Origin of the sequence: Bacillus sp. BF2-3, from assembly GCF_008368795.1 — a bacterium.
GTDB lineage: Bacteria > Bacillota > Bacilli > Bacillales > Bacillaceae_G > Bacillus_A > Bacillus_A cereus.
This window is the reverse complement of sequence record NZ_QOSA01000023.1, coordinates 225,450-252,354: the sequence shown is the minus strand read 5'-3', so window position 1 is coordinate 252,354 and position 26,905 is coordinate 225,450. Positions and strand designations below refer to the sequence as shown.

Genomic DNA, 26,905 nt, shown 5'->3' with positions numbered 1-26,905 from the left:
TCCCCCATTTGTGTTATACTCCCACTTTTCAGTATAATAGTATTAGACACTGTTGTCACAAAAAATGTTTCTATTGCAATTTATTAAAACTATCGCTAATATTAATAGATAGGATAGAGGAGAGTAGGACGGAAACGGAGGGAATCAATTTGGCGTCTGAGACAGTAGCAAATCATCAGGAAAAGGCACTAGCCCTTCTACAAGCGGATGCAGAGAAGATTTTAAGACTTATTAAGGTGCAAATGGACCATCTTACAATGCCGCAATGTCCATTATATGAAGAAGTGTTAGACACACAAATGTTTGGACTATCCCGCGAGGTCGATTTTGCAGTTCGCCTTGGTCTTATTGCAGAAGAACAAGGGAAAGCAATGTTAGGTGAGCTCGAACGTGAGTTATCTGCACTTCATGAAGCATTTACAAACAAACAACAATAACGGGTTCAAATAAGGGGGCTCAAACTAAATTAGTTTGAGCTTTTTATTTGTATAATAAAGCAGGAAGAATCAATGTACATATGGAATACAACAATAGTTAAATTGAAACAGAAAGAGGAAATGAAATGAAAAAAGTATGGAAATCAATGGATTATTCATTGTTACTTCCTCTTGTTATCTTATGTGTGCTGGGAGTAATAATGGTATATAGTTCTAGTTCCATTGTTGCGATTTCGCGATTTGATAAACCAGCAAATTTCTTTTTTAAAAGACAATTAATTACTTTAGTTGTTGGGACAATAGTATTAATAATTATTGCTACTATCCCATATAAAGTTTGGAGAAAACGAATTTTTTTGTTGGGGAGTTACGGTGCTAGTGTTGCTTTATTAGCTGCAGCTGCCTTTTTCACTAAGTCAGTAAACGGTGCAAACGGATGGATATTTGGAATACAGCCTGCGGAATTTGTAAAGATAACGGTTATCCTCATATTAGCTCATTTTTTTGCGAAAAGACAAGAAACGAATACACCTGTTTTCAAAGGGTCAGGTCCAGTACTCATTGGTGTTGGTATAATCATGTTTTTAATATTAAAGCAAAATGATTTAGGTACTGATTTGTTAATTGCAGGAACAGTAGGAATTATGTTCCTTTGTTCGGGAGTACAGGTTAACTTATGGATTAAACGAATTGCTTTAACTTCTATAGTATGGATTCCGGCACTATATCTTCTTGGCAATTATGCATTAAATCCATATCAAAAGGCACGTTTTTCTGTTTTCCTTGATCCGTTTAATGATCCTCAAAAGGATGGATTCCAATTGGTGAATTCATTTATTGGAATTGCTTCTGGAGGGCTTAATGGTAGGGGATTAGGAAATAGTGTGCAAAAGTATGGTTATTTACCAGAACCACAAACGGATTTTATTATGGCAATTATATCGGAAGAACTTGGTTTTATAGGCGTAGCAATCATTTTGATTTGTTTATTGCTTATAATTATTCGATCATTTAGAGTCGCACAAAAGTGTACAGATCCATTTGGAAGTTTAATAGCTATCGGAATTGCAAGCTTGTTTGGAGTTCAAACGTTTATTAATGTTGGTGGTATGTCTGGAGTAATACCACTTACCGGAGTACCATTACCGTTTGTCAGTTACGGTGGTAGTTCTTTATTAGCTAATCTACTTGCGATGGGGATACTACTCAATATTGCTAGTCACGTGAAACGACAAGAGAAACAACAGAATGGATTAATGAAAGAAAAAGAACAAAATGGACCACATCTTGTAGTTGTAAAATAAAAACACATTGTGCTTTAGAGCATGATGTGTTTTTATTTTTAAGTAGTTTTAAATGTGATGTATTAATATATCTTTCGGTTAAACAATATATCACATTTAGTTTAATGTGATATACAATTAAGTTGTTAGAAAAGGAAGAGGTATGCTATACTATTTTTGTGAAACAAATTGCACAGAAAACTTATCATTTGTTAAAAAATAAGGTATGATGGATAAAAATAAAGTGAAGCTTTCTAAGTATAATATAATGTGGAAAGTGAAGAACTTCACGCTTTTTAAGGTGTGTATATATTTTATCTCTAGAGTGGTAGGAAAGTAGAGGGGGAAAATCATGACAAAGCTGCAACGTATTCAAAAAGTATTGGTAGCTAACCGTGGAGAGATTGCAATTCGTGTGTTTCGAGCTTGTTCGGAACTTGGATTAAAAACAGTTGCAATCTATTCTAAAGAGGATAGTGGTTCTTATCATCGCTATAAAGCCGATGAGTCCTATTTAGTTGGGGAAGGAAAAAAACCAATTGATGCTTATCTAGATATTGAAGGCATTATTGAGATTGCAAAAAGTAATCATGTAGATGCAATCCACCCTGGATATGGTTTCTTGTCAGAAAATATTCAATTCGCTAAACGTTGTGAAGAAGAAGGAATTATCTTTATCGGTCCGAAAAGTAAGCATTTAGATATGTTTGGAGATAAAGTGAAAGCAAGAACACAAGCGCAGCTAGCACAAATTCCAGTTATACCTGGTAGTGATGGTCCAGTAAATTCATTAGAAGAAGTCGAAAAATTTGCTGAAAAGTATGATTACCCGATTATTATTAAAGCATCCCTTGGGGGTGGCGGTCGTGGTATGCGTATTGTGCGTACTAGTGAGGAATTAGGAGAATCATATAATCGAGCGAAATCAGAAGCAAAAGCAGCCTTTGGTAATGATGAAGTTTACGTCGAAAAATTCGTTGAAAAACCTAAACATATAGAAGTACAAATTTTAGCAGATGAAGAAGGCAATGTTGTTCATTTATACGAGCGTGACTGTTCTGTACAACGTCGTCATCAAAAAGTTGTAGAAATTGCACCGAGTGTATCACTTTCAGATGATCTGCGTCAGCGTATTTGTGATGCTGCTGTGAAGTTAACGAAAAATGTAAATTATTTAAATGCAGGAACAGTAGAATTCCTTGTAAAAGATGATGAGTTTTACTTTATTGAAGTAAATCCACGTGTTCAAGTAGAACATACGATTACAGAAATGATTACGGGAGTAGATATTGTTCAATCACAAATTTTAATAGCTGATGGACATTCATTACATAGCAAAATGGTAGGTGTTCCGAAGCAAGAGGAAGTAGTTGTACATGGATTTGCAATTCAATCTCGTGTAACAACTGAAGATCCGCTAAATAATTTTATGCCGGATACAGGAAAAATTATGGCGTATCGATCAGGCGGTGGTTTTGGTGTACGTCTTGATACAGGAAATAGCTTCCAAGGTGCAGTTATTACACCGTACTACGATTCTTTACTTGTAAAAGTTACAACTTGGGCACTTACTTTTGAGCAAGCTGCTGCAAAAATGGAACGTAACTTAAAAGAATTCCGTATTCGTGGTATTAAAACAAATATTCCATTCCTAGAGAATGTAGTAAAACATAAAAACTTCTTATCAGGAGAATATGATACTTCATTTATCGATGCGTCACCTGAATTGTTCTTGTTCCCGAAACGTAAAGACCGTGGAACGAAAATGTTAAATTACATTGGTACAGTAACAGTAAATGGTTTCCCAGGAGTAGGTAAAAAAGAAAAACCAATATTCCCAGATGCTCGTATTCCATGTTTAAAACATTCAGAGCCAATCCAAAATGGAACGAAACAAATTTTGGACGAGCGTGGAGCAGACGGATTAGTAAAATGGGTACAGGATCAAAAACGTGTACTTTTAACGGATACAACATTCCGTGATGCACACCAGTCATTACTTGCAACTCGTATTCGTACAAAAGATTTACATCAAATTGCGGAGCCAACAGCGAGAATGTTACCGAACCTATTCTCAGCGGAAATGTGGGGCGGTGCAACGTTTGATGTTGCGTATCGTTTCTTAAAAGAAGATCCATGGGAACGATTACTAGATCTTCGTGAAAAAATGCCGAACGTTTTATTCCAAATGTTACTTCGTTCTTCAAACGCAGTTGGATACAAAAACTATCCAGATAATTTAATTCAAAAATTTGTGGAATGTTCTGCTCAAGCAGGCATTGATGTATTCCGTATTTTTGATAGCTTAAACTGGGTGGAAGGCATGAGAGTTGCAATTGACGCTGTACGAGACACTGGTAAAATTGCAGAAGCAACAATGTGCTACACAGGGGATATCCATGATCCACTGCGTAGTAAATATGATTTAAATTACTATAAAAATTTAGCAAAAGAGTTAGAAGCATCAGGAGCTCACATTTTAGGTATTAAAGATATGGCGGGCTTATTAAAACCAAATGCAGCATATGATTTAGTTTCTGCATTAAAAGAGACAGTGTCGATTCCGATTCACCTGCATACGCACGATACGAGTGGAAATGGTATATTAACGTATACGAAGGCAATTGAAGCGGGTGTTGATATCGTCGATGTAGCAGTGAGTTCTATGGCTGGTCAAACGTCACAACCAAGTGCGAACACGCTATACTATGCATTAGGTGGAAACGAAAGACAACCAGATGTTAATATAGATTCTTTAGAAAAACTATCTCATTATTGGGAAGATGTACGCAAATACTATGCACCGTTTGAAAGTGGTATGAATGCGCCTCATACAGAGGTATATATGCATGAAATGCCGGGTGGGCAGTATAGTAATCTTCAGCAACAAGCGAAGGCGGTTGGTTTAGGAGATCGCTTCGATGAAGTGAAAGTAATGTACCGCCGTGTGAATGACATGTTTGGAGATATTGTAAAAGTAACGCCATCATCAAAAGTTGTTGGTGATATGGCATTATTTATGGTTCAAAACCATCTGACAGAACAAGATGTTTTAGAGCGTGGACATGCTATGGACTTCCCAGGATCTGTTGTTGAAATGTTCTCTGGTGATTTAGGTCAACCGTACGGTGGTTTCCCGAAAGAATTACAAAAGATTATTTTAAAAGGGAAAGAGCCATTAACAGTAAGACCAGGTGAATTACTAGAGCCAGTAGATTTCGAAGCGTTAAAAGAAGAATTATTCCATAAACTTGGACGCGAAGTAACGATTTTTGATGTAGTTGCATATGCTTTATATCCAAAAGTATTTATGGATTATGAAAAAGTTGCTGAGCTTTATGGAAATGTATCTGTACTTGATACACCGACGTTCTTCTATGGTATGAGACTAGGTGAAGAAATTGATGTAGAAATTGAACAGGGTAAAACATTGATGGTTAAACTAGTATCAATTGGAGAACCTCAGCCGGATGGAAATCGTGTCCTTTACTTGGAATTTAACGGTCAACCACGTGAAATTATCGTGAAAGACGAGAGTGTAAAAGCAACAGTTGCACAACGTGTGAAAGGAAACCGTGAGAATCCAAATCATATTAGTGCAACGATGCCAGGAACGGTAATTAAAGTAGTTGTAAAAGAAGGCGATGAAGTGAAAAAAGGCGATTCTATGGCAATTACAGAAGCGATGAAAATGGAAACGACAGTTCAAGCGCCGTTCAATGGTAAAGTGAAGAAAGTATATGTTAACGATGGTGATGCGATTCAAACGGGTGATTTACTTATTGAATTAGATCACTAAAATAAAAAAAGAGCTGTGTAAAATACAGCTCTTTTTTTATTGCAAAAAATCCCTTGCCGAATTGGCAAGGGATTTTAGTTTTAAATTATTTTGTTTGTTTAGAAGTTAATTCGGCTTCTTTTGCATTCACTTTACTTCTTGTTCCTAACATAACTAAATAGCATAGTACGGCAAACAAGCAAGAAATGAATAGAGAATGTAACAATGCCATTGCTAAACTAGCGTTTGTAAATACAACTAAAACTCCTACTACAGCTTGAAGTGTAACAAGGATAAATGAAATGATCCATCCCCAATATACGACAGGTTGCTGTTTGTAATGGCGAATAGCGAGAATCATCGCGTATAGTATCCAAGCGAAAATTAACATCGCTGCAACTCTATGGCCCATTTGAACCCATTCATGTAGTTGAGTTGGCATAGGTCTGTTTTTGCTACATAAAGGAAAGTCTGGACAGGCTAAGCTAGCTCGTTCGTGACGTACTAAAGCACCTGTGTAGACGACGATATAACTGTAAATTGTTACACCATAAATATGAAATTTCATTTTTTTGTCCATAATAAGTGAACGTGCATCAAATTTTTGGTCAATTTCAAAGATAAGACACGTTAATAAAATGACAGAAGCAAATGAAATTAAGGAAATACCGAAGTGGATAGCAAGTACAGCTGGCATTTGGCCCCAAACAACTGCTGCTGCTCCCATTAATGCTTGTGCAACTAAAAATACGAAGGATAAAATTGCTAACGTTTTTGTTTCACGCACATGTTTATAATATTTCCAGGACAAAATACAAAGGAGAGTGACAAGAATTCCAGCTGATCCGGATGTTAATCGGTGGCTAAGTTCAATAATAGTTTCCATTGATAAATTAGATGGAACAAATTCACCGTTACAAAGTGGCCATGATTTACCACAACCTTGACCAGAACCTGTTTTTGTAACTAAAGCGCCTCCTAATAAAACTATTAATAAATCAAGGCTTGTAATGACTGCTAACCATTTAATAAAGCGTTGCAATCTCTTTCACCATCTTTCTGCTATGAAGTTATTGCGAAATATTTTCATTCCATTATGTATAGAATAAAACGCGCTAGTTCCTATGATATATAAAAAATAATAAAATAGCAAAGAAATGGAGGGGGAAGGAAAGGGGGAGAAAATAGGTGTAAAAACAGGGTTCCTAAGGAAAATTTTAGGTGAAAAATAGGCTATTTTGAAAAGAAATGGGGAGAATACGTGTTAAATAAGACAAAATAGTTTATTATAGAAGGTAACATCATGTTATGATAAGGACAAGTCAGAATGAAGTTTTTTATATTCGACACAAAAAGTTCATGTTTTCTTCACAAAATGTTCGGGAAATATGATTTAATATATTGGAGTATGGGCGTAGATTAGTAGTAGAATGGGTTAACAATGTTTCTACTGTAATAATATTGCTATATAGAAGCGAATTATTTCATTTGAAATATGCGCAAAAAGAAAGATGAAAGTTTTAAGAGGGGGTTAGAGTGATGAACCATGCAACAAGTGAGCTGCATGATGAGTCCGCTGTTACAAGTGTACCGGAAACAACTCGGTTACAAGATTTAAAAGCACTCGTTAAAATGGGGATTGTAAACTCAAATACACTTACTGTATTTACAGGATTTTGGTTGGCATTACACTTTAATGGATTAAGTGTAATGGACAATCTGGATAAGTTATTCTTTACAATCGTTGGTTCTGGATTAGTTATGGCAGGGGTATGTTGTTTAAACAACTACATTGATCGAGACATCGATCCATTAATGGAAAGAACAAAGACCCGTCCAACGGTTACTGGAAAGTATAAACCAGGATTTGCACTTACATTTGGACTAGTCATATTACTTCTTGGTTTTGTATTTTTATTATTAACAACACCAATGGCAGTCTTAATGGGATTTATTGGTGCTTTCACATATGTTGTTCTATATAGTTTATGGACAAAGAGAAAGTATACACTAAATACTGTTGTAGGTAGTATATCTGGTGCAGTTCCTCCTTTAATTGGATGGGCAGCAATCGATCCATCTTTAGGCCATCCAATTGCTTGGATGTTATTTTTAATTATGTTTATTTGGCAAATCCCACATTTCCTTGCATTAGCAATGAAACGTGTTGATGAATATCGAAATGCAGGAATTCCAATGCTTCCTGTAGTTCATGGATTTGAAATTACGAAACGCCAAATTATGATTTGGACAGTATGTTTATTACCACTACCATTTTATATGAGTGGACTAGGGATAACATTTATGGTAATTGCAACACTGCTTAACATCGGATGGATCGTTTTAGGATTTTATGGCTTCCGTAAGAAAGATGACATCAAATGGTCCGTGCAAATGTTTGTTTATTCCCTAAATTATTTAACAATCTTATTTGTATCAATGATTGTAGTTACATTCTTCTAAGACAACGACATAATTGGATTTCTTTACGTTGAGATTTACTTTACTTAACTATAAAGTACAATCTAATTCACAAGGAAAGTGGGGGTTGTTTGTATGAAGAAACAGTGGCGACTGCTTTCGTTCGTTTCACTGCTGGCTTTACTGTTAGGGGGATGCGGTAAAGCCTTTCAATCTACTTTAATTCCGCAAGGAGAAGTAGCAAAAATGCAATATGATTTACTTCTACTGGCGAGTGCAATCATGGTAGGAGTAGTACTAGTAGTTACTATTATTTTCTTATATGTAATTGTGCGTTTCCGACAAAAGAAAGGTCAGGAAGATTATATTCCAGAGCAAGTTGAAGGGAATCACAAGCTAGAAATTATATGGACAGTTATTCCGATTATTCTTTTACTAATCTTAGCTGTTCCAACAGTTACATATACATTCAAACTTGCTGATGTAAGTGCGATGGAGAAAAAGAATATTGATAAAGATACTATCGTTGTTGATGTAACAGCGAATCTTTATTGGTGGGAATTTTCTTATAAATCAGAAAAGATAGTAACTTCGCAAGATTTGGTCATCCCCACAGGTAAGAAAGTGTATTTAAATTTGAAGGGTGCCGATATTAAACACTCATTTTGGGTTCCATCTTTAGCAGGGAAAATGGATACAAATACAGACAATGTGAACAAAATGTGGTTAAAGGCAGATAAATCGGGCACTTATAATGGTTTTTGTACAGAATTTTGCGGCCCATCACATTCTTTAATGCAATTTAAAGTGAAAGCTTTAGATGAAAGCGAGTACAAAAAATGGCTTGCTGATATGAAGAAGATTGATGGGAAGAAAGAAGTAGCTTCAACAAAGGCGCAAGAGGGCCAAGAAATATTTAATAAAAGCTGTATTGGTTGTCATGCAGTTGGATCTAATGATAGTAGACCACCTTCCGCTCGTATCGCACCAAACTTAGCAAACTTTGCGGATCGCGATATGGTTGCCGGTATTGCCGAAAACAATGAAGAAAACTTAAAAAAATGGCTGAAAGATCCTGAAAATATGAAGCCAGGAAACAAAATGACTGGCAAATATGGCAACTTAACGGATGATCAAATTGATGCATTAAATGCATACTTACAAACGTTAAAAGTTGAAAAGTAAAGAGGGATTATTCGCGAAGGGGAGGTTGAAAACGTGAGTTCTGTAGCAAAAAAACAGGGGATGGGTGCTGTCATATGGGATTATTTAACGACAGTAGACCATAAAAAGATTGCCATTCTCTATTTAATTGCAGGTGGATTGTTTTTTGTAATAGGCGGAATAGAAGCTCTATTTATTCGCCTTCAATTAGCGATTCCTAACAATGCTTTTCTTGTTGGGGATGCTTATAATCAAGTATTAACGATGCACGGTACAACAATGATTTTCCTCGCAGCTATGCCACTCGTGTTTGCATTTATGAACGCCGCTGTACCACTTCAAATTGGTGCACGTGATGTAGCGTTCCCGTTTTTGAATTCACTCGGATTTTGGTTATTTTTCTTTGGTGGAGTATTTTTAAATTTAAGTTGGTTTTTAGGTGGAGCACCTGATGCAGGATGGACATCTTATGCATCTTTAGCTTTAGCCTCTAAAGGTCATGGTGTTGATTTCTATGTACTCGGCTTGCAAATCTCAGGTATTGGTACATTAATTGGAGGTATTAACTTCCTTGTAACCATTATTAATATGCGGGCGCCAGGAATGACGTACATGCGTATGCCGATGTTTACATGGACGACATTTGTAACATCTTCGCTTATATTATTCGCTTTTCCGCCGTTAACTGTAGGATTAGGACTTTTAATGTTAGATCGTTTATTTGGAACAAGTTTCTTTAATCCGGCATTGGGCGGGAATACAATTATATGGGAGCATTTATTCTGGATTTTCGGTCATCCAGAAGTATACATTCTTATACTCCCAGCTTTCGGAATATTCTCAGAAATCTTCGCGACATTTTCGAAAAAACGATTGTTTGGTTATTCATCGATGGTGTTTGCGACTGTATTAATTGGATTTTTAGGATTTATGGTATGGGCGCACCATATGTTTACTGTTGGACTTGGTCCAGTTGCTAATGCTATTTTCTCGGTCGCAACAATGGCGATTGCGGTTCCAACTGGTATCAAAATATTCAACTGGCTCTTTACAATGTGGGGCGGAAGTATTCGTTTTACGACACCAATGATGTGGGCAGTAGCTTTCATTCCATCATTCGTAATGGGTGGAGTTACAGGGGTTATGCTAGCATCTGCACCAGCTGATTATCAATTTCATGATAACTATTTCGTAGTAGCGCATTTTCATTATGTAATCGTTGGCGGTGTTGTATTTGGTTTACTTGCAGGAGCTCATTATTATTGGCCACTGATGTTTAATAAAGTATTAAATGAAACATTAGGAAAGATAACGTTCTGGCTATTCTTTATCGGCTTCCATTTAACGTTCTTTATTCAGCATTTCCTTGGCTTGATTGGTATGCCACGCCGTTACTACACATATCTTGAAGGGCAAGGGTTGGAAATGGGGAATATGATTAGTTCCATCGGAGCGGTGTTTATGGCTCTTGGAACGATTGTTCTTCTATTCAATGTAATTAAAACGACAGTATCAAAAGAAAAAGCTGGTCGTGATCCGTGGGATGCACGTACATTAGAATGGACAATGCCAGCACCGACACCAGAATATAACTTTAAACAATTACCATTTGTTCGCGGATTAGATCCGTTTTGGATTGAAAAACGTGAAGGTAATAAAGAGATGACAGCAGCGGAACCAGTTGGTGATATTCATATGCCAAATCCTTCGTTTTCACCATTTGTCATTTCTTTCGGATTGTTTATAGCGGCATTTGGTGCGATGTATATGCAGGGCGGAAAAGATAAGTTCTGGTTATTAGTAGCAATTATTGGTTTAATCATTACATTTGGCGCAATGTTCCTACGTTCAGTAATTGATGATCATGGGTATCATATTCATAAAGAAGATTTAGAGGATAAGGGGGGCAAGGCATAATGCATGTAGATGAAAAATTAACGAATGAAACATTTCCAGCAGAGCCTGAAAAAGCAACCCTTGAAGGGAAAAATAAGTTTGTCGGTTTTTGGTTATTTCTTGGAGGCGAAACAGTGTTGTTCGCTTCCTTATTCGGAACATATTTAGCGTTAAAGAATTCTACAAATGGTGGACCAACATCTCAAGAGATGTTCCAAATGCCACTCGTTTTCATTATGACGATGCTTTTATTAACGAGTAGCTTAACGAGTGTATATGCGATGTATCACATGAAAAACTTTAACTTTAAGAAAATGCAGCTTTGGTTACTAGTAACAGTATTGCTAGGTTTAGGGTTTTTAGGGTTTGAGATATATGAGTTTTATCATTATACACATGAATTTAAGCATACTATGAGAAGTAGTGCGTTTGGCTCTGCGTTTTATGCTCTTGTTGGTACACATGGACTCCACGTATTGTTTGGGTTATGTTGGATTCTAACATTAATCTTTAGAAATGCGAAGAGAGGTCTAAATTTATACAATGCACCGAAGTTTTATGTTGCATCGATTTATTGGCACTTTATTGACGTAGTTTGGGTGTTTATTTTCACTGTAGTATATTTAATGGGAATGGTGGGATAAACAATGGCGATAAAGCAAACGAATAATCCTAAAGTTGATCTTGTTTATCGGAAGAGAAAAAGTGCGGAGGAAATGAGGCATCAAGTTATTACGTTTGCATTAATGATTTTTTTAACATTAGTTGCATTTGTAGCGGTGGCGTATCCAAAAACTTTTAGTCCGATTTTCTCTGTACCGTTTATTTTACTATTAGCAGTGGTACAAGTAATTTTTCAATTGTATTATTTTATGCATATGAGTCATAAAGGACATGAAGCAGCAAGTTTCTTTCTTTACTCTGGTCTGCTAATAGGGTTAATTACAATTTTAGCTTTTATGACAATCGTGTGGATTTGAAAAGTGAAAAATAAGGGAGCTTGTGTTGTCACAGCTCCCTCTTCATATTATGAGATAACCTTACGAAGGTAGGTGTGAAAATGAGTAACTTGTGGATATTTGGTTTTCAGGCTTTATGGAGTCCAATCTTTTTATTATTTATGCTTTCGATTCTTATTGGGTACTTCTTAATTATTGGGCCATATAGAATGCGATTTGAAAATGCGACGAAGGTAAGTAAGAAGCAAATTTTTTATTTTACGACTGGTATTGTTCTTTTGTATTTTGTAAAGGGAGGGCCTATTGATTTAATTGGCCATATTATATTTAGTGCTCATATGTTTGAAATGGCAGTCATGTATATTGCAGTTCCACCGTTACTGTTGCTTGGTATACCAATTTGGTTATATCGTTACATTACTTCTTTTAAGTTTGTTCAAATTATATTAAAGGCATTTGCTAAACCGCTTATTGCGTTATTTGTATTTAACGGCCTGTTTTCTTTTTATCATTTACCAGTTGTTTTTGATACGGTAAAACAAAGTCAAATAGCTCATCCTATTTGTCTCGCTATATTGTTTTTTACAGCAATCATGATGTGGTGGCCGATGTTAAATCCATTACCAGAATATCAAACATTAAGTGATATAAAGAAACTTGGTTATATGTTTGCTAATGGCATATTATTAACGCCTGCTTGTGCGTTAATCATTTTTGCGACAGCCCCGTTATTTGCAACGTATACGGATCCGGCTGCTTGGATGAAAGCGATGGAACTATGTGTACCAGCGGGCACTTTATCAGATTTAAATATAACGGGACCAGAATTTTTGCACTGGATGCCAGTCGTACAAGACCAGCAAACTGGTGGTATCATAATGAAAATTGTCCAGGAAATAGTGTACGGTACAATTATAGGCTATGTATTCTTTAGATGGGCACGTAGAGAACGTGAAAAGGATAAGGAGCAGTTGCAACAATTGCCGCCGTATTTACAGACTAAGTAAAAAAAGTGTATGGGATTCCATGCGCTTTTTTTACTTAGTTTTAGCTACCTTAAAAAGATTGAATTTTCTAATTTTTTTATGTTAAGTTAGTGTAGGCGTGTACTAAAAGTGGAGATAAAATTTACTACTAGCTTTCATGCGTAATAATTCCATATGTAGTGCAAGTTTTTTAGAGAGTTACAAATATATATTGTTATCTTTAATAAACACGAACTATTTTAAGGGGGAGTTTAAATGGGTAGTAGTGGAAGTATGGTAAAGCCGATTAGTGGTTTTTTGACAGCACTAATTCAATATCCAGTACCAGTAGTAGAATCGCGTGCAGACATTGATAAACAAATTCAACAAATCATAAAAACAATTCATTCGACCAAATCAGGTTACCCTGGTTTAGAATTGATAGTATTTCCTGAATATAGTACACAAGGGCTCAATACAAAAAAATGGACTACAGAAGAATTTTTATGCACAGTGCCTGGGCCAGAAACAGACTTATTTGCTGAGGCATGTAAAGAATCTAAAGTATATGGTGTTTTTTCAATAATGGAGAAAAATCCTGATGGTGGAGAGCCATATAATACAGCAGTTATTATTGATCCACAAGGTGAAATGATTTTGAAGTATCGTAAGCTAAATCCTTGGGTGCCAGTCGAGCCTTGGAAAGCTGGAGATTTAGGCTTACCTGTTTGTGATGGACCTGGAGGAAGTAAATTAGCTGTTTGTATTTGTCATGATGGCATGTTCCCTGAAGTAGCTCGTGAAGCGGCCTATAAAGGTGCAAATGTCTTAATTCGTATTTCTGGATATAGTACACAAGTTAGTGAACAATGGATGCTAACCAATCGTTCAAATGCATGGCAGAATTTAATGTATACATTGTCGGTAAACTTAGCGGGTTATGATGGCGTATTTTATTACTTTGGTGAAGGACAAGTATGTAATTTTGATGGGACTACTTTAGTACAGGGACATCGAAATCCTTGGGAGATTGTTACTGCTGAAGTATATCCAGAACTAGCAGATCAGGCTAGATTAGGATGGGGATTGGAAAATAATATATATAATCTAGGTTCAAGAGGATATGTAGCAACTCCTGGTGGGGTGAAAGAAAATCCATATACGTTTGTAAAAGATTTAGCTGAAGGTAAATATAAGGTTCCTTGGGAAGATGAGATTAAAGTAAAAGATGGATCTATTTATGGATATCCAGTAAAAAAAACGATTCATTCTTAGGGAAGGGAAATAAAACAAGCGCATCATATTGATGCGCTTGTTTTTGTTAATCAATAATTTGAAATTCTTTTAACTCTTTTTCGACATTTTGTAGGAGTTGTTCGCTTTTTTGAAGTACATTCGTTGGGAAAGTCTCATCATCACCATATTCAACGCCGTGAGGATAATAATGTTTTCCTAATAAGGGGGGAAGTAGTTTTACTTCAGCGTGTCTACTGCCAATGTCACCTTCAACAGCAACTCCTTGCACTCGTAAATAATAAACATCCTTTAATATTTCAAATTTATAATCGTATGTAACTCGCTCATAATCCCACTGTCCGGCAAGTACGAAGTGGTTGTTTTCCATGATTTCAGTTAAAAGAGTTAATTCAACGACGGCTCCATTAAATTGCGTATTTGTAAATTGCATATAATACCTCCTTTTTTAATGTTACACCATTATTTTTATAATAGTATGAATAATAAGAAAGTGCAATTCATATTGAGAGAAAAAGGATAATCCAGACTTTTTTCACAAAAATATGATATAGTGAAAAGAGTACGGTACACACAAAAAGAAAGAAAAGGATTTGTGTATATCTCAATTTTATGTTTTGTTCAGGAGGTATATCGTTTGAAGAAATTATTGCGTATCGTAATGATTACATTTTTAATTTTAGCTGTTGATTTATATGGGAAATTACTCGTTTCACAATATATATTAACCCCATCTCAATCAAAGCAAGAAAATAAAATTGTGAAAAAGAAAAAGCAAATTAAGGAAGACTCCTCAGACACTGTTTTAAATATGATTGGTGAAGACTCTGAAAACTTATTAGCGAAGTGGGGAGAACCCTCTCGAATAGAGCCATCTGCATACGGATATGAATGGTGGGTATACAACCAGGATTTAACTCAGTATGTTCAATTTGGAGTTTCTGAACGTAAAGTTGTAACGGCATACGCAGCTGGTGAACAAGTTAAGGTTCCACCTTATTATATAAATGAAAAATATGAAGAAGTATATAAAAAAAGTCCGCTTTCGCATGAAATTTCATTAAAAAGAGGGAAAAATAGTTATCAATTTGAGCTATCTGATACCGAAGTCATGGAACAACCGTTAATACCTGTAGAAGATGGATGGGCGCAATTGTATTTTGATCAATTTACACATGAGCTTGTTGGTGTTCGTTATATGGATGATGAAACTTTATTACGCCAAAGACCGTATCAGCTCGTTTATTCAGGTGAATTAATAGCAGAACAACCATTGACTCCAGAAAAAATAAACCAAGTAGAAAATGGGAATATGCAACAAATTTTTGATTTAACAAATATCATTCGAGGTCGTCATAAATTACCATTATTAACATGGGATCAGGAAACAGCAGATGTTGCTGTTGGTCACAGTAAAGATATGAAAGACAATAATTATTTTTCTCATGACTCACCTACATTAGGTACACTAGGAGATCGCTTGCAGCGCGGGAAAGTAGGATTTCAACTTGCTGGTGAGAACATAGCGGCTCAACATAGTGATGGAATTGCGGCAGTGCAAGGTTGGTTAAATAGTGAGGGGCATAGAAAGAATTTATTAAATGAACAATTTACAGGATTAGGTGTGGGTGTATACGATAAATTTTATACACAAAACTTTATTCGAAAATAAAGTGAAATTGTAAGCGGTGGGGTGTTAACATCACCAAATTAGTTACTTCGTATTCACTGAATTGTAGGTGGGAATCTGACCGTATGCAAATAGCAGAAAAAAAGGTGCATGAATCGTCTAAAAATAGGCGAACCATGCGCCTTTTTTTTCTTACTATATAGTAGATATACATGGAGAGGTGAGGATTATGCCAACAACAAAAGGACCGTTACATCCATCGGTTCAACAGTTTAAAGAATTTGTAAACCATCACCCTAAAATGGTTCATGAGGTTAGAAGTGGTCATAAAACATGGCAACAATTTTATGAAGAATGGTACTTACTTGGTGAAGAAGATCCAATATGGGCAACTTATAGACCGGATGGAGCGCCTGCGTTTTCTTCGGTAAAAGAAAATAAAAAAGAAAAAGATAATCGAACTGAAGAGGAAAAAACTGCTGATGTGATGGGGCAAATGCTTTCTTTTTTTAAAAAGTTGGACGTGGAACAAATGCAGAACCATTTAGCCAATGTGACGAGTGCAATTGGGAGCGTGCAACAAGTTATTCAGCAATTTCAAGGTAACCGTACGCAGCAAGAGCAAAGTACTTCAGAAAATAACCCATTTTTCTTTCAAAAGGATTAGGGGGAAAGATGATGAGAGCAGAAATTATGGAGTTTATAAAGGCTGATGAGGATTTATCTCGCTATATTAGAGAGCAACCGTACTGGTATAGAAAATTAACACGAAATCCTGAAGAAAAAGAGGCTTTTGAGTTAGCGGCGATGCAACATTTCAAAAAAACAATACCAGATAAAGTGGAAAAGTTTCAAAATCAATTGGCCGTTGCTTCGATCATGATTGATATGTTTCAGTATATGAAGCAACAAAATGCAACCTAATTGGAAGTGAAAAATATGTCCGTCATGCAGAACTTTTGTTACAATAGAGGTTGATTATTTAAAAAGGAGTTGCAGCATGACGGAAATTTGTTTAGTACGACATGGACAAACTGATTGGAATTTTCAAGAAATTATTCAGGGACGAGAAGATATTCCGCTTAATGAAGTTGGTAAGAAGCAAGCGAGTCAGAGTGCAGCTGCTTTACAAGAAGAAACGTGGGATATCATTATAAGTAGCCCGTTAATTAGAGCGCAAGAAACGGCTAATGAAATTGCAAAGACAGTTGGATTACAATCGATTTTATTAGATGAGCGATTTGTTGAACGGAATTTTGGAGAAGCTTCAGGGAAGCCGGTTGCGGCTGTTAGAGAGTTGATTGCTGAAGGTAAAGTAGAAGGTATGGAGCGAGATGAAGAGATTGTAGCTCGTTGCTTTGCTGCTTTAGAAGATGTTGCGACAACTCATTTTGGCAAACGTATTATTATTGTTGCTCACTCACACGCGATAAAAGCGATTTTACATGCCATTGAACCAGATGAAATTACATTTAAGACACCATTAAAAAATGCGTGTATTAGTTATGTGAAACAAAATAGTGGAAAGTGGGATGTTCTTAAATATAATATAGCGGAACATATTAATGTATAAGTGTGTACGGATATAGTGTAAAAATAGTTTCATTATATCTTTCTTTTGAGTAAGTCACTTCAATTAGTAGTTCTAATCTAAATGTGGTATGATGGATACTCGGAGGTGTCTCTCATGATTGTAGCGACGCTAGAAAGCGTATTAATATTAGATAAGGCAGAGCAGCTTGCAAAAGCGATTATCTGTTCAGATATAGCAGAAGATTATCGTAAGTATTATAGAGAATTACATGAAGATATGGAACTTCAGACGCTCATTCAGCAATTTACAGCGATGAAAGAACGGTATGAGGAAGTACAGCGTTTTGGAAAATACCATCCTGACTATACTACCGTGTCAATGAAAATGAGAGAATTAAAGCGTTCTGTGGACTTACATGATAAGGTTGCAGCTTTTAAAAGAGCAGAAACTGCTTTGCAGAAGTTATTAGACGAAGTTAGTGTAGCAATCGGTTCGGAAGTGTCTTCTTCCATTAAAGTGCCAACAGGAAATCCATTCTTTGATGCTGGTGGCTGTGGTGGAGGTTGTGGTACTGGCGGAGGTTGTGGTTGTAAAAAAACGGGGTGATGTACCCCGTTTTTTAGAAGTTGGAAGAAAACGTATACAGAGTTTGTCCTGTAATGTTATAAATTTCTGATTGGTTTTCATAGAATATAAAATATATGTTTTTAAAAGGAGAAGATGGAGAAGATTATGTTCGGGCAACGACAAAGTATGATTGTTTATTTACATTCATTGAAACATGCCAAGATTTTAAGGAAATATGGTAACATACATTACATATCAAAACGATTAAAATATGCTGTAGTATATTGTGATATGGAACAAATTGAGCATATGATGCATAAGTTGAACAAACTTCCTTTTGTGAAAAAGATAGAACAGTCGTATCGCCCGTATTTAAAAACGGAATTTGAAAATTCCCGTCCTGATCGAGCAAAAGAATACGATTATAGCTAATAGAAAAAATCCCCGGCTAAATTTAGCCGGGGATTTTTCACTTGAAATAACGTGTTATTTCATCGGAGGAATGAAATTGTTCATTCGTAAAATACCAATTAAATGATTAAAAAATAGTTCTTTTTCTGGGAAAGTTGTAGATGGTTTTACAGTAAAGGTAGCCACTTTTTTTCCGAGTTGTTCTGCCGTTTCTTCAAATAAAATGACACGTTTACTTTTTTTATTTTCAAATACAGGAATGCCTTCACGACATATGTATAATGGTTGGAAATCACCAGTAGTAGTTGGTTTTAATATTACAACAAGCGAACATACTTTTTTATCGTTTTTTATCGTTTCAAATTGTAACATATGTGCTATACGTTCTTGATTTGTTTTGGCAATTTCAAGTAATTCATATAAATCAGAGTAGCCTTCTCCAAGTTCTATAAAGCGTTGAATCATATCTTTTCCTCCTCTTTCTTTTACTGTACCATTTCACTTTTTAAATGAAAAGCACACAAAGAAAAAAAACCCTGCATAGCAGGGCCCTTCTTATACTAGCATGTACTAGTAAGAAGGCAAAGGGAGAGGAGAAACCGGAGGAAGAACTTATGGGGAAACGTAAGTCTTCTCCGCGGTTGGCAACAACATCGAAGGTGATGTTGTTATAATTATTTATGTCCAATCTAAATGAAGATATACATAATGAAATTAAATTTTATGTTGGGCTTTTTATTTTTCTTTTTTTTATTTTGTGATAGGATAAAAAAGATAAAGTGGAACTAATATACATATTGGGTTCATATTAGTGAATGATGAGATGAATATATAAAAATAACGAGAGGTTATTTGAGGCCGAGTTTTCCTATAGTTAGGTGAATGTGGTTTGTTAACGGTTACCGAAGTGGGAATGGCTTTCTATAATCGCTCGATAGATTGAAATAAAGGTAGTGACAACAGATGAGAGTAGTTTCAGGAAAATGTAAAGGACACCCACTTAAAGCGGTTCCTGGTAATACAACACGTCCAACGACAGATAAAGTAAAAGAATCTATTTTTAATATGATAGGTCCTTATTTTGATGGTGGTATCGCCCTTGATTTATTTGGTGGTAGTGGTGGTCTTGGAATTGAGGCTTTGAGCAGAGGGATTGATAAAGCAATTTTTGTTGATCGGGATAGTAAAGCGATAAAAGTAATTCATCAAAATTTAGAAAGTTGTAGAGTACAGGAACAAGCTGAAGTATATCGAAATGATGCTGAACGTGCAGTAAAGGCGCTAATAAAACGTGAAATGTCATTCGATCTTATATTGATAGATCCTCCATATAAAGAGCAAAAAATTGTATCTTTAATTAGTATAATGGATCAACATGGATTGCTACATAGTGATGGATTAATTATGGCAGAGCATGGTAATGATGTAGTTTTACCTAATTCAATAGGAAGGCTTGTAAAAGTACGAGCTGAGAATTATGGGATTACTGCAATATCGATTTATAAGTATGAAGGTGAGGGGACAGAATGACAAGTATAGCTATTTCTTCAGGAAGTTTTGATCCAATTACCCTTGGGCATCTGGATATTATTAAAAGGGGAGCAAAAGTATTTGATGAGGTGTACGTAGTCGTTTTAAACAATTCATCAAAAAAACCATTCTTTTCAGTTGAAGAGCGATTAGAATTAATTCGAGAAGCGACAAAGGATATCCCGAATGTAAAAGTAGATTCACATAGTGGGCTATTAGTAGAGTATGCAAAAATGCGTAATGCAAATGCAATATTACGTGGTTTACGAGCAGTTTCTGATTTTGAATATGAGATGCAAATTACTTCTATGAATCGAAAATTAGATGAAAATATTGAAACATTTTTTATTATGACAAACAATCAATATTCATTTTTAAGCTCGAGTATTGTAAAAGAAGTTGCGAGGTATGGAGGAAGTGTAGTAGATCTTGTACCTCCTATTGTAGAACGTGCTTTAAAAGAAAAGTTTCAAACCCCGTTAAAGTGAACGGGGTTTTTCTTTATATGTGCGCAAAAATAATAAAATAACATATAAGTATAGACAAAATAATGTGAAAATTGGTCCATAATGTATAAAAGATGTCCAAATTTCATGTAGTATAGAAGGATGTTCGGATAAAAATACAGGAATATCTTTTGGCATAGGCGAGAAAGAACTCACTTTCTCATAAAATGGTGTCCAAAATACAAATGTAAAAATAGGGGCAAGAATACTTTGAATAATTCGTGCGAAAAAATAGGGTTTAAATCGGATATCTGTTTCAGCTAATATGCTAGCAACTTGTGCCTGAATAGAAAGACCACTAAATGCTAAAATGAAGCTTGTTACCATAGCTTGTTGTAAGAGCGGTGTTTCATTTATTTGACTAATCATTTGGCTTCCGAGTGTCATTTCGAAAATACCTGATAATATAGGTATACTAAAATCTGTACTTAGTTGGAAGAATGATAAAATATGTTGCATAATAAAAGAAAGAGCTGCTGTAATGTGAAATACAGTAATCATTTTATTTAACACAGAGAATAAAATAATAAATCCGCCAATCATAAGTAATGTTTGAATAGAAGAAACAATGGCATCCCCAAGTAATTTACCAATTGGTCTTTTTTCTTGTAAGCGTGTCTCGTGAAGGATTAAAAAAGGGTTTTGAAAGCGACGTTTTTTTGTAGTGTGTGTATTAATTTTGTAAGCGGTATTATCGCCGTAAAAACGCATAATTAATCCGACAGCAAAGTTACTGAAATAATGGGCAGCGGCTAATATAATTCCTAATTTCGGATTATTAAAAAAACCGATAGACACAGCACCGAAAATAAAAAGTGGATTAGAAGAATTTGTGAAAGAAACGAGGCGCTCTGCTTCAATCTGAGTTAAAAGATTGCTTTTTCGTAGTCTAGCGCTTAATTTGGCGCCTGCAGGGAAACCAGAAGCCATTCCCATCGCCCAAACAAATCCGCCTATCCCTGGAACGCGAAAAAGTGGGCGCATGAGTGGTTCTAATATAACGCCAATAAATTTTACAACACCGATACTAATTAGAAGTTCCGCAATGATGAAAAACGGTAGTAGTGAAGGGAATACAACTTCCCACCATATATTTAACCCGCGAATAGAAGCTTGCAAAGCGGCTTGGGGGTGGAGTACAAGAGAAAAGGTTAAAAATAGCGTTGATATGGTAAGGAAAGCGGTTTTCCATTTTTCATACATGTAAGTAAATCCCCCTTTGTCCCAAAAAACGTTCATTTCAGTATACGTGGATACGTAGTGAATTTAGACCATAAGTATGAAAAAGGAATGAAAAAAATTAAAGGGTGAGAAAAATGAAAGAACCAAAGATTGGTTTAGCACTTGGGTCTGGAGGAGCGAAAGGGTTTGCTCATATTGGTGTAATAAAGGTTTTAAGGGAAGCGGGTATCCCTATTCACATGATTGCAGGAAGTAGTATGGGGGCGCTAATAGGTACGTTTTATGCGGCAAGTAGTAACGTTGAAAGATTGTATAAATTAGCATCTGTTTTTAAGCGGAAGTATTATTTAGATTTCACGGTACCGAAAATGGGATTTATTGCTGGAAAACGTGTCAAAGATATGATTAAAATGTTTACATATAATAAAAATTTAGAAGAGTTAGATATCCCGACGGCTGTTGTGGCTACTGACATATTGAAGGGGGAAAAAGTGGTTTTTACAAGTGGGCCAGTTGCAGATGCGGTGAGGGCTAGCATATCTGTTCCTGGAGTGTTTGTACCAGAAAAAATAGATGGAAGATTATTAGTGGATGGTGGAGTCATTGATCGCATCCCAGTATCGGTTGTGAAAGAGTTAGGGGCCGATATTGTTATCGCTGTTGATGTATCTCCAATTAAGGTAAATGGCGATGTTACGTCCATTTATGACGTAATCATGCAAAGTATTGAAATTATGCAGCATGAGCTTGTAATGAATCGGCAAATTGCATCGGATTTAATGATGCGACCAGCTGTAGAGCAATTTAGTTCACGTGCTTTTACAAACATTGAAGACATTATTCGAGTTGGAGAAGTAGAAGCAGAAAAACATATTTCAAATATTTATTTATTAATTGAGCAGTGGAAGGAGAAACATAATGTTTAAGCGTTTTCGGTTTATATATGCAATCTTAATAGGGGTTATATTGGCGATGTTACTTGTTTACGTACGTTTACCGTATTATATAACAAAACCAGGAATGGCTGCCAAATTAGAGCCTTATGTTCAAGTTGAGGGTGGAACGAAAGAATCTGGTGATTTTATGCTTGTTACGGTTTCAATGGGACCAGCAAATGTGGTGAATTTAATAGCGGCACAGTTTAATAAATATACACATATTTCGAAAGCGGAAGAAATATTGCAAAAAGGTGAGAGTGATGAAGAATATCAATTTCGCCAAAATTATGCGATGAAAGATTCACAAAATGCAGCGATTTATAATGCATATAAACGTGCAAATCGCTCAGTATCTTTTGAAAATAAAGGTGTATTAGTTGCTGGTGTGGCAAAAGGAATGCCGTCAGAAGGAAAGCTTAAGCTTGGTGATGTTATTATAGCTGTTGACGGAAAAACATTTGAAAAGACGGAGCAATTTATTGAATATATGACAGGGAAAAAAGAAAATGATGCTGTAAGTATTGAGTACATGAGAAATGGAAAACAATTGAAAGAGAATTTAAATGTAAAGGCGATTCCTAATGGGAATGGACGTGTCGGTATAGGTGTTTCTATCGTTACGGAAAGAGAACTAGTGGTCGATCCGAAAGTGAAAATTAATTCTAATGAAATTGGTGGACCATCCGCAGGTTTAATGTTCACATTAGAAATATATAATCAACTTGTGGAAGAAGACTTAACGAAAGGACATGAAATAGCTGGAACAGGTACAATTAATGAAAAAGGAGAAGTGGGCCCGATTGGTGGTATAAATCAAAAAGTGGTGGCTGCTAGCGATGCTGGGGCTGAAGTGTTCTTTGCGCCAAATGAAAAAGGTGCGGAGAAATCGAACTATAAAGATGCACTTGAGACTGCAAAGGATATTAAAACAAAAATGAAAATTGTACCAGTGGATACGCTGGATGATGCGTTAACATATTTAGAAAAGATGGATAAGGAAAAAACCTCTCTGAAATAGAGAGGTTTTTTATAGGAATTTTGTAGTTGTTTCATCATAGCGAATAGGATGGTGTGTTATATCCTGTTTTAATAGTTGTGTGCGTAACGGTTCGTGCATGATGGAGAAATATACAGAGTTTGCTTTTTTCTCTATATCTAAAGCGGCATGGTCGAATGTTTTTGTATGAGTAAGGATTGGAAGTTCGATTTTTTTCTTATTTTTTGAAAGGTAAGTTTGTCCTTTTTGTGACATGCCTAGCAGGCGAATATATGGTGCGTGTTGTTCTATATTTGCGCTACGTATATCCTCTTTTGTTGTGTTTGTTAAAATGTGTGTACAAGCTCTTTGTAATCTAGTCCATGTATAACGTTTTGTTTTTAATGCTTCCATGAATGAATAGAAGGAGGAACTGTTTTGTATTTTTGATAAAATACGATGCTCTAAACCTTCTTCTATTTCATATATATGTCGTAAGTCCCCTGGAGACATCGTCATGAGTCTATATTTAAAAAATGAAAAGTATTGTTCCCAATTATGTAATATCCCGTAGTTTTGTTTGTAATTTGCTAAAAGCGAAGTGGTTGCCTGTGGGAGAAAAGGTTCAATTGTTGTAAATAATCCTTCTTCGCTAAAGAGTTGTTTTCGGATGCTTGTCGCGCTTGCAATATGTTGGTCATTAAATGTTTCATCATGATAATGAGAGGCAAATCTTTTTATAGTTTGAGCTTGTATAGAGCTATTTTGTGACAGAATTGCTTTCATATATTGGAAGCCTAAAATATTATTTGGTTGTGACATATCTATGTTTTTTTCAGATGTTAAAATGTGTGAGAAAGCATCCGATGTTGCTTTTGCATAACTATTACCAGCGTCCATGAATTGTTTTACAAGGCAGTTAAAAGTCTCTTCTTCGTTTTTTTGTATGGAGATGGTATTATAAAAATTTTCGATTTGTCCATCCTCACTACCGAAACAAATTTCGGAAACACGTAGGGCATTTAAAATGGAAATAGCACCATTTGCGAAGGTTTCAGCCTTTTGTGTTGCAAAGACGTATGGAAGCTCTACAACAAGGTCTACGCCGTTTGCTAAGGCCATTTTAGTGCGATACCATTTGGAAATGAGTGCGGGCTCACCACGCTGTAAAAAAGGACCACTCATAACGGCAATTATTATATCGGATTGTGTTAACTTTTTTGTCTGTTGCACATGATAAAGATGACCGTTATGAAAAGGGTTATATTCAACAACAATACCACCAGCTTTTATGGTAATCTCTCCTTTCGATGTAGCATCTTTTTGAAAAACGTGATACTCTATATATTATTTACTATGATGACTTCATTATAGTGTAAAGAAAAAACATTGACAAATATAAAATGGCTAGCTATAATTTTGTTTGTTGCCTTGAGGTGATATGATATGAAATGGTCCATCCATCAATTGAATAAATTGAGAAATAAAGGATTGACATTGGATGAGATGGTAGATGTAAGTGAGCTAAAAGAGGTCGAGAAAGATATTCGTGAAATTAATCCTGTTCATGTAACGGGAAGAGTTGATTTTGGCTCCGGTAAGTTTACGTTTCATCTACATATAACTGGAAGCATGGTTTTACCATGTTCTCGCTCTTTAGTAGATGTGACATTACCATTTGACATTAAAACAACTGAGGTGTTCCAAACTTCACAAGAAGAATTTGAAACTGAAGCTGAAATTCATTCTTTAGAAGGAGAAGTACTTGACTTACTGCCCGTAATCAAGGAAAATATACTTTTGGAGATTCCAATGCAAATTTTCAGTGATGATGTTTCTGGTGGAGCACCGACGCAAGGTCAAGACTGGCAAGTGATTTCGGAAGAAGACAAAGAAAAGACTGTTGATCCAAGATTGGCAGGACTTGCAAAGTTTTTTGACAAATAATCGGAAGACTGGTTCAGGCCTTCATATGAAAATAACTATTTCTTTTAAGGAGGTGGGAAGAATGGCTGTACCTTTTAGAAGAACTTCTAAAACAGTAAAAAGAAAGCGTCGTACGCATTTCAAATTATCAGTACCTGGTATGGTAGAGTGCCCAAGCTGTGGTGAAGCGAAATTAGCTCACCGTGTATGTAAAGCATGCGGTACTTACAAAGGTAAAGAAGTAATCAGCAAGTAATTGCGGGAAAATAAACGCAGAAGATATCTTCTGTGTTTATTTTTTTTTGTCTTAATCTTTAGTTGTTGTATTCTATCTTTTCTAGTAACTGCATATGCTTAATAAAAAATGCATAGGGAGGACTAGAGAGATGGCGACAACAAGACAAGATGCTTGGACTGATGATGAAGATTTGCTTCTGGCAGAAGTAGTACTCCGGCATATTCGAGAAGGTGGAACACAACTTTCTGCCTTTAAGGAAGTGGGAAAAAATTTATCTCGTACACCAGCAGCATGTGGGTTTAGATGGAATTCTTACGTAAGAAAGCAATATAAAGAACGTATTGAGGAAGCAAAGCAACTTCGTAAAGTAGAACATTATGAAGTGAAAGAGACAAAGGTGTTAGAACCTACGTCAATTACGTTGAATGATGTTATTGATTTCTTGCAAAATTATAAAGATGAAAACTCTTTAACGGTGTTGCAACAACAAGTTGAATCATTACAAACAGAAAGAGAGCGCCTTCTGGAGCGATTATCAGTATATGAAGAAGAGTATAGAACATTACTTGATTATATCGATCAAAAAAGAAGTGTAATGGTAGCGGAAAGAAACAATGCTCGCTCGAATGAGAAGTTAGAGAAGCTTAAGAAATAAAAAACAGCTGTTATACAGCTGTTTTTTTATTTTTTAAGCCGATTCTTCGTTTGTAACCGCATTCAAATTTGTTTCTGGATGCCAAATATAAAAATCACCATCAGTTACTGATACGGGGTTGAAATTTAATTTATCCCAAAAACCAGCTGAATGAATACGTGCTATTGTTTTAATAGGAAATTGCATTTGTTTCGCATGATTTACAAGCATTTGCCCGAATCCTTGTTTTTGAAAAGTTGGTAATACTTCAAGTTTATAAAGTTCTAGGTAAGGACCTGTAATTTCGAATGGTTCTCCGCCGTTTCTTTTCATATATAGACTCATACGTGCGATTAGTGATCCACCATAATAAATGCCATAAAATGGAGATTCACTGTCGTTTTCAATAATGTTTGCTTGCAATTCTTCCAGCATAGATAGTTCCTGGGCTCCGCACCCTTTAAATTTTTTGAATTCATCTAACGTTTTATAATTGATGAGCAAGCGCTCAACTTTTGGGAATCCCATTACATCACATCCTTTTGTTATCTTGTTGAATGCAGAAAAGTAAAAATATTTACAATAATATTATAACTCATTTTTTTATTTTTATGAAGAAGATAGTATATTTCTTTTATTATTTTTTTGAGGATTTGCTAAACTAAGAGTATAAGTG

29 protein-coding genes are annotated in these 26,905 nt (G+C 35.6%); 23 read left to right on the top strand and 6 right to left on the bottom strand.

The window, feature by feature from the left end; translation table 11 throughout:
• The first annotated feature begins 149 nt into the window (after positions 1-149).
• From DN401_RS18565 to pyc, 3 genes are all read left to right on the top strand, one after another.
• Positions 150-437: an Fpa/YlaN family protein gene (locus DN401_RS18565; protein WP_000135694.1), complete on the top strand. Its 288-nt coding sequence runs from the start codon at positions 150-152 to the stop codon at positions 435-437.
• Positions 438-562: 125 nt separating this feature from the next.
• Complete coding sequence (locus tag DN401_RS18560) at positions 563-1,741, top strand: FtsW/RodA/SpoVE family cell cycle protein (RefSeq protein WP_000758402.1); 1,179 nt, start codon at positions 563-565, stop codon at positions 1,739-1,741.
• Between the two features lie 331 nt (positions 1,742-2,072).
• Entirely contained in the window at positions 2,073-5,519 is a 3,447-nt protein-coding gene (gene pyc / locus DN401_RS18550) for a pyruvate carboxylase (protein ID WP_000164087.1), read from the top strand.
• A gap of 85 nt (positions 5,520-5,604) precedes the next feature.
• Here pyc and ctaA read toward each other — a convergent pair whose 3' ends face one another.
• Positions 5,605-6,540 (bottom strand): heme A synthase, encoded by a 936-nt coding sequence (gene ctaA / locus DN401_RS18545; RefSeq protein ID WP_001188743.1) that lies wholly within the window; start codon positions 6,538-6,540, stop codon positions 5,605-5,607.
• 497 nt (positions 6,541-7,037) lie between these two features.
• Here ctaA and ctaB point away from each other — a divergent pair, with 497 nt between their 5' ends.
• From ctaB to DN401_RS18510, 7 genes are all read left to right on the top strand, one after another.
• Positions 7,038-7,961 (top strand): protoheme IX farnesyltransferase, encoded by a 924-nt coding sequence (gene ctaB / locus DN401_RS18540; RefSeq protein WP_001015058.1) that lies wholly within the window; start codon positions 7,038-7,040, stop codon positions 7,959-7,961.
• A 93-nt stretch (positions 7,962-8,054) separates the two neighbouring features.
• Complete coding sequence (gene coxB, locus DN401_RS18535) at positions 8,055-9,104, top strand: cytochrome c oxidase subunit II (protein WP_000745268.1); 1,050 nt, start codon at positions 8,055-8,057, stop codon at positions 9,102-9,104.
• Between the two features lie 60 nt (positions 9,105-9,164).
• Entirely contained in the window at positions 9,165-11,000 is a 1,836-nt protein-coding gene (gene ctaD, locus DN401_RS18530) for a cytochrome c oxidase subunit I (protein WP_153579316.1), read from the top strand.
• Positions 11,000-11,623, top strand: coding sequence for a cytochrome c oxidase subunit III (ctaE, locus tag DN401_RS18525; RefSeq protein ID WP_000557861.1), 624 nt, complete (start codon positions 11,000-11,002; stop codon positions 11,621-11,623). Before ctaD ends, ctaE begins: the two co-directional genes overlap by 1 nt.
• A gap of 3 nt (positions 11,624-11,626) precedes the next feature.
• Complete coding sequence (gene ctaF / locus DN401_RS18520; protein ID WP_000985706.1) at positions 11,627-11,959, top strand: cytochrome c oxidase subunit IVB; 333 nt, start codon at positions 11,627-11,629, stop codon at positions 11,957-11,959.
• A gap of 80 nt (positions 11,960-12,039) precedes the next feature.
• Positions 12,040-12,945, top strand: a complete 906-nt coding sequence (ctaG, locus tag DN401_RS18515; RefSeq protein WP_000069023.1) for a cytochrome c oxidase assembly factor CtaG — start codon at positions 12,040-12,042, stop codon at positions 12,943-12,945.
• 234 nt (positions 12,946-13,179) lie between these two features.
• Positions 13,180-14,178: a formamidase gene (locus DN401_RS18510; RefSeq protein ID WP_000535802.1), complete on the top strand. Its 999-nt coding sequence runs from the start codon at positions 13,180-13,182 to the stop codon at positions 14,176-14,178.
• Positions 14,179-14,224: 46 nt separating this feature from the next.
• Here the strand turns inward: DN401_RS18510 and DN401_RS18505 are convergent, their stop codons facing one another.
• On the bottom strand, positions 14,225-14,590 hold the full coding sequence (locus tag DN401_RS18505) for a YugN family protein (RefSeq protein ID WP_001160952.1): 366 nt from the start codon (positions 14,588-14,590) through the stop codon (positions 14,225-14,227).
• A 204-nt stretch (positions 14,591-14,794) separates the two neighbouring features.
• On the opposite strand from DN401_RS18505, the gene DN401_RS18500 reads away from it, so the two are divergent.
• The 6 genes from DN401_RS18500 to DN401_RS18475 all read left to right on the top strand — a co-directional run bounded on the left by DN401_RS18500 (position 14,795) and on the right by DN401_RS18475 (position 18,320).
• Entirely contained in the window at positions 14,795-15,829 is a 1,035-nt protein-coding gene (locus DN401_RS18500) for a CAP domain-containing protein (protein ID WP_149287900.1), read from the top strand.
• Between the two features lie 187 nt (positions 15,830-16,016).
• Positions 16,017-16,454 (top strand): YlbD family protein, encoded by a 438-nt coding sequence (locus tag DN401_RS18495; RefSeq protein WP_001143346.1) that lies wholly within the window; start codon positions 16,017-16,019, stop codon positions 16,452-16,454.
• A gap of 11 nt (positions 16,455-16,465) precedes the next feature.
• The gene (locus DN401_RS18490) at positions 16,466-16,711 is read left to right on the top strand and encodes a YlbE-like family protein (RefSeq protein ID WP_001200990.1); all 246 of its coding nucleotides are present in this window, start codon (positions 16,466-16,468) and stop codon (positions 16,709-16,711) included.
• Positions 16,712-16,787: 76 nt separating this feature from the next.
• Positions 16,788-17,360 (top strand): histidine phosphatase family protein, encoded by a 573-nt coding sequence (locus DN401_RS18485; RefSeq protein WP_000134946.1) that lies wholly within the window; start codon positions 16,788-16,790, stop codon positions 17,358-17,360.
• Between the two features lie 114 nt (positions 17,361-17,474).
• Positions 17,475-17,927 carry a YlbF/YmcA family competence regulator gene (locus tag DN401_RS18480; protein ID WP_000634366.1) on the top strand — a complete coding sequence of 151 codons (453 nt, stop codon included), beginning with the start codon at positions 17,475-17,477 and terminating at the stop codon, positions 17,925-17,927.
• A 126-nt stretch (positions 17,928-18,053) separates the two neighbouring features.
• Positions 18,054-18,320 (top strand): YlbG family protein, encoded by a 267-nt coding sequence (locus DN401_RS18475; protein ID WP_002082261.1) that lies wholly within the window; start codon positions 18,054-18,056, stop codon positions 18,318-18,320.
• A 54-nt stretch (positions 18,321-18,374) separates the two neighbouring features.
• Here DN401_RS18475 and DN401_RS18470 read toward each other — a convergent pair whose 3' ends face one another.
• Positions 18,375-18,764 carry a DUF7147 family protein gene (locus DN401_RS18470; RefSeq protein WP_000616017.1) on the bottom strand — a complete coding sequence of 130 codons (390 nt, stop codon included), beginning with the start codon at positions 18,762-18,764 and terminating at the stop codon, positions 18,375-18,377.
• 498 nt (positions 18,765-19,262) lie between these two features.
• Between DN401_RS18470 and rsmD the strand changes: the two genes are divergently transcribed.
• On the top strand, positions 19,263-19,829 hold the full coding sequence (gene rsmD, locus DN401_RS18465) for a 16S rRNA (guanine(966)-N(2))-methyltransferase RsmD (RefSeq protein WP_001266978.1): 567 nt from the start codon (positions 19,263-19,265) through the stop codon (positions 19,827-19,829).
• Positions 19,826-20,317, top strand: coding sequence for a pantetheine-phosphate adenylyltransferase (gene coaD / locus DN401_RS18460; protein ID WP_000200601.1), 492 nt, complete (start codon positions 19,826-19,828; stop codon positions 20,315-20,317). The genes rsmD and coaD overlap by 4 nt, the downstream gene beginning before the upstream one ends.
• Here coaD and ylbJ read toward each other — a convergent pair.
• Positions 20,309-21,538: a sporulation integral membrane protein YlbJ gene (gene ylbJ, locus DN401_RS18455; protein ID WP_000273082.1), complete on the bottom strand. Its 1,230-nt coding sequence runs from the start codon at positions 21,536-21,538 to the stop codon at positions 20,309-20,311. The genes coaD and ylbJ overlap by 9 nt on opposite strands.
• Positions 21,539-21,651: 113 nt before the next feature.
• Between ylbJ and DN401_RS18450 the strand changes: the two genes are divergently transcribed.
• Both DN401_RS18450 and DN401_RS18445 read left to right on the top strand, forming a co-directional pair.
• A complete protein-coding gene (locus DN401_RS18450) occupies positions 21,652-22,443 on the top strand; it encodes a patatin-like phospholipase family protein (protein ID WP_000662588.1) in 792 nt (263 codons plus the stop codon).
• Positions 22,436-23,473 carry a SepM family pheromone-processing serine protease gene (locus DN401_RS18445; protein WP_149287899.1) on the top strand — a complete coding sequence of 346 codons (1,038 nt, stop codon included), beginning with the start codon at positions 22,436-22,438 and terminating at the stop codon, positions 23,471-23,473. The genes DN401_RS18450 and DN401_RS18445 overlap by 8 nt, the downstream gene beginning before the upstream one ends.
• A gap of 9 nt (positions 23,474-23,482) precedes the next feature.
• Here DN401_RS18445 and DN401_RS18440 read toward each other — a convergent pair whose 3' ends face one another.
• Positions 23,483-24,664: a nucleotidyltransferase gene (locus DN401_RS18440; protein ID WP_002164444.1), complete on the bottom strand. Its 1,182-nt coding sequence runs from the start codon at positions 24,662-24,664 to the stop codon at positions 23,483-23,485.
• Between the two features lie 213 nt (positions 24,665-24,877).
• Between DN401_RS18440 and DN401_RS18435 the strand changes: the two genes are divergently transcribed.
• The 3 genes from DN401_RS18435 to DN401_RS18425 all read left to right on the top strand — a co-directional run bounded on the left by DN401_RS18435 (position 24,878) and on the right by DN401_RS18425 (position 26,250).
• On the top strand, positions 24,878-25,378 hold the full coding sequence (locus tag DN401_RS18435; RefSeq protein ID WP_000872149.1) for a YceD family protein: 501 nt from the start codon (positions 24,878-24,880) through the stop codon (positions 25,376-25,378).
• A 61-nt stretch (positions 25,379-25,439) separates the two neighbouring features.
• Positions 25,440-25,613: a 50S ribosomal protein L32 gene (gene rpmF / locus DN401_RS18430; RefSeq protein WP_001984764.1), complete on the top strand. Its 174-nt coding sequence runs from the start codon at positions 25,440-25,442 to the stop codon at positions 25,611-25,613.
• Positions 25,614-25,743: 130 nt separating this feature from the next.
• Positions 25,744-26,250 (top strand): RsfA family transcriptional regulator, encoded by a 507-nt coding sequence (locus DN401_RS18425; RefSeq protein ID WP_000246467.1) that lies wholly within the window; start codon positions 25,744-25,746, stop codon positions 26,248-26,250.
• Positions 26,251-26,283: 33 nt separating this feature from the next.
• Here DN401_RS18425 and DN401_RS18420 read toward each other — a convergent pair whose 3' ends face one another.
• Positions 26,284-26,757 carry an N-acetyltransferase gene (locus DN401_RS18420; protein WP_000506694.1) on the bottom strand — a complete coding sequence of 158 codons (474 nt, stop codon included), beginning with the start codon at positions 26,755-26,757 and terminating at the stop codon, positions 26,284-26,286.
• Positions 26,758-26,905 lie beyond the last annotated feature (148 nt).

Excerpts from the sequence above, each read along its gene's own strand:
- DN401_RS18510 (WP_000535802.1), top strand. The coding sequence starts at position 13,180 with ATGGGTAGTAGTGGAAGTATGGTAAAGCCGATTAGTGGTTTTTTGACA.
- DN401_RS18495 (WP_001143346.1), top strand. The coding sequence starts at position 16,017 with ATGCCAACAACAAAAGGACCGTTACATCCATCGGTTCAACAGTTTAAA.
- ctaD (WP_153579316.1), top strand. The coding sequence starts at position 9,165 with ATGGGTGCTGTCATATGGGATTATTTAACGACAGTAGACCATAAAAAG.
- ylbJ (WP_000273082.1), bottom strand. The coding sequence starts at position 21,538 with ATGTATGAAAAATGGAAAACCGCTTTCCTTACCATATCAACGCTATTT.
- pyc (WP_000164087.1), top strand. The coding sequence starts at position 2,073 with ATGACAAAGCTGCAACGTATTCAAAAAGTATTGGTAGCTAACCGTGGA.
- ctaE (WP_000557861.1), top strand. The coding sequence starts at position 11,000 with ATGCATGTAGATGAAAAATTAACGAATGAAACATTTCCAGCAGAGCCT.
- DN401_RS18560 (WP_000758402.1), top strand. The coding sequence starts at position 563 with ATGAAAAAAGTATGGAAATCAATGGATTATTCATTGTTACTTCCTCTT.
- DN401_RS18450 (WP_000662588.1), top strand. The coding sequence starts at position 21,652 with ATGAAAGAACCAAAGATTGGTTTAGCACTTGGGTCTGGAGGAGCGAAA.
- DN401_RS18505 (WP_001160952.1), bottom strand. The coding sequence starts at position 14,590 with ATGCAATTTACAAATACGCAATTTAATGGAGCCGTCGTTGAATTAACT.
- DN401_RS18425 (WP_000246467.1), top strand. The coding sequence starts at position 25,744 with ATGGCGACAACAAGACAAGATGCTTGGACTGATGATGAAGATTTGCTT.
- coxB (WP_000745268.1), top strand. The coding sequence starts at position 8,055 with ATGAAGAAACAGTGGCGACTGCTTTCGTTCGTTTCACTGCTGGCTTTA.
- rpmF (WP_001984764.1), top strand. The coding sequence starts at position 25,440 with ATGGCTGTACCTTTTAGAAGAACTTCTAAAACAGTAAAAAGAAAGCGT.
- DN401_RS18435 (WP_000872149.1), top strand. The coding sequence starts at position 24,878 with ATGAAATGGTCCATCCATCAATTGAATAAATTGAGAAATAAAGGATTG.
- rsmD (WP_001266978.1), top strand. The coding sequence starts at position 19,263 with ATGAGAGTAGTTTCAGGAAAATGTAAAGGACACCCACTTAAAGCGGTT.
- DN401_RS18420 (WP_000506694.1), bottom strand. The coding sequence starts at position 26,757 with ATGGGATTCCCAAAAGTTGAGCGCTTGCTCATCAATTATAAAACGTTA.
- DN401_RS18490 (WP_001200990.1), top strand. The coding sequence starts at position 16,466 with ATGAGAGCAGAAATTATGGAGTTTATAAAGGCTGATGAGGATTTATCT.
- DN401_RS18475 (WP_002082261.1), top strand. The coding sequence starts at position 18,054 with ATGTTCGGGCAACGACAAAGTATGATTGTTTATTTACATTCATTGAAA.
- ctaF (WP_000985706.1), top strand. The coding sequence starts at position 11,627 with ATGGCGATAAAGCAAACGAATAATCCTAAAGTTGATCTTGTTTATCGG.
- coaD (WP_000200601.1), top strand. The coding sequence starts at position 19,826 with ATGACAAGTATAGCTATTTCTTCAGGAAGTTTTGATCCAATTACCCTT.
- DN401_RS18470 (WP_000616017.1), bottom strand. The coding sequence starts at position 18,764 with ATGATTCAACGCTTTATAGAACTTGGAGAAGGCTACTCTGATTTATAT.
- ctaB (WP_001015058.1), top strand. The coding sequence starts at position 7,038 with ATGAACCATGCAACAAGTGAGCTGCATGATGAGTCCGCTGTTACAAGT.
- DN401_RS18480 (WP_000634366.1), top strand. The coding sequence starts at position 17,475 with ATGATTGTAGCGACGCTAGAAAGCGTATTAATATTAGATAAGGCAGAG.
- DN401_RS18445 (WP_149287899.1), top strand. The coding sequence starts at position 22,436 with ATGTTTAAGCGTTTTCGGTTTATATATGCAATCTTAATAGGGGTTATA.
- DN401_RS18485 (WP_000134946.1), top strand. The coding sequence starts at position 16,788 with ATGACGGAAATTTGTTTAGTACGACATGGACAAACTGATTGGAATTTT.
- ctaG (WP_000069023.1), top strand. The coding sequence starts at position 12,040 with ATGAGTAACTTGTGGATATTTGGTTTTCAGGCTTTATGGAGTCCAATC.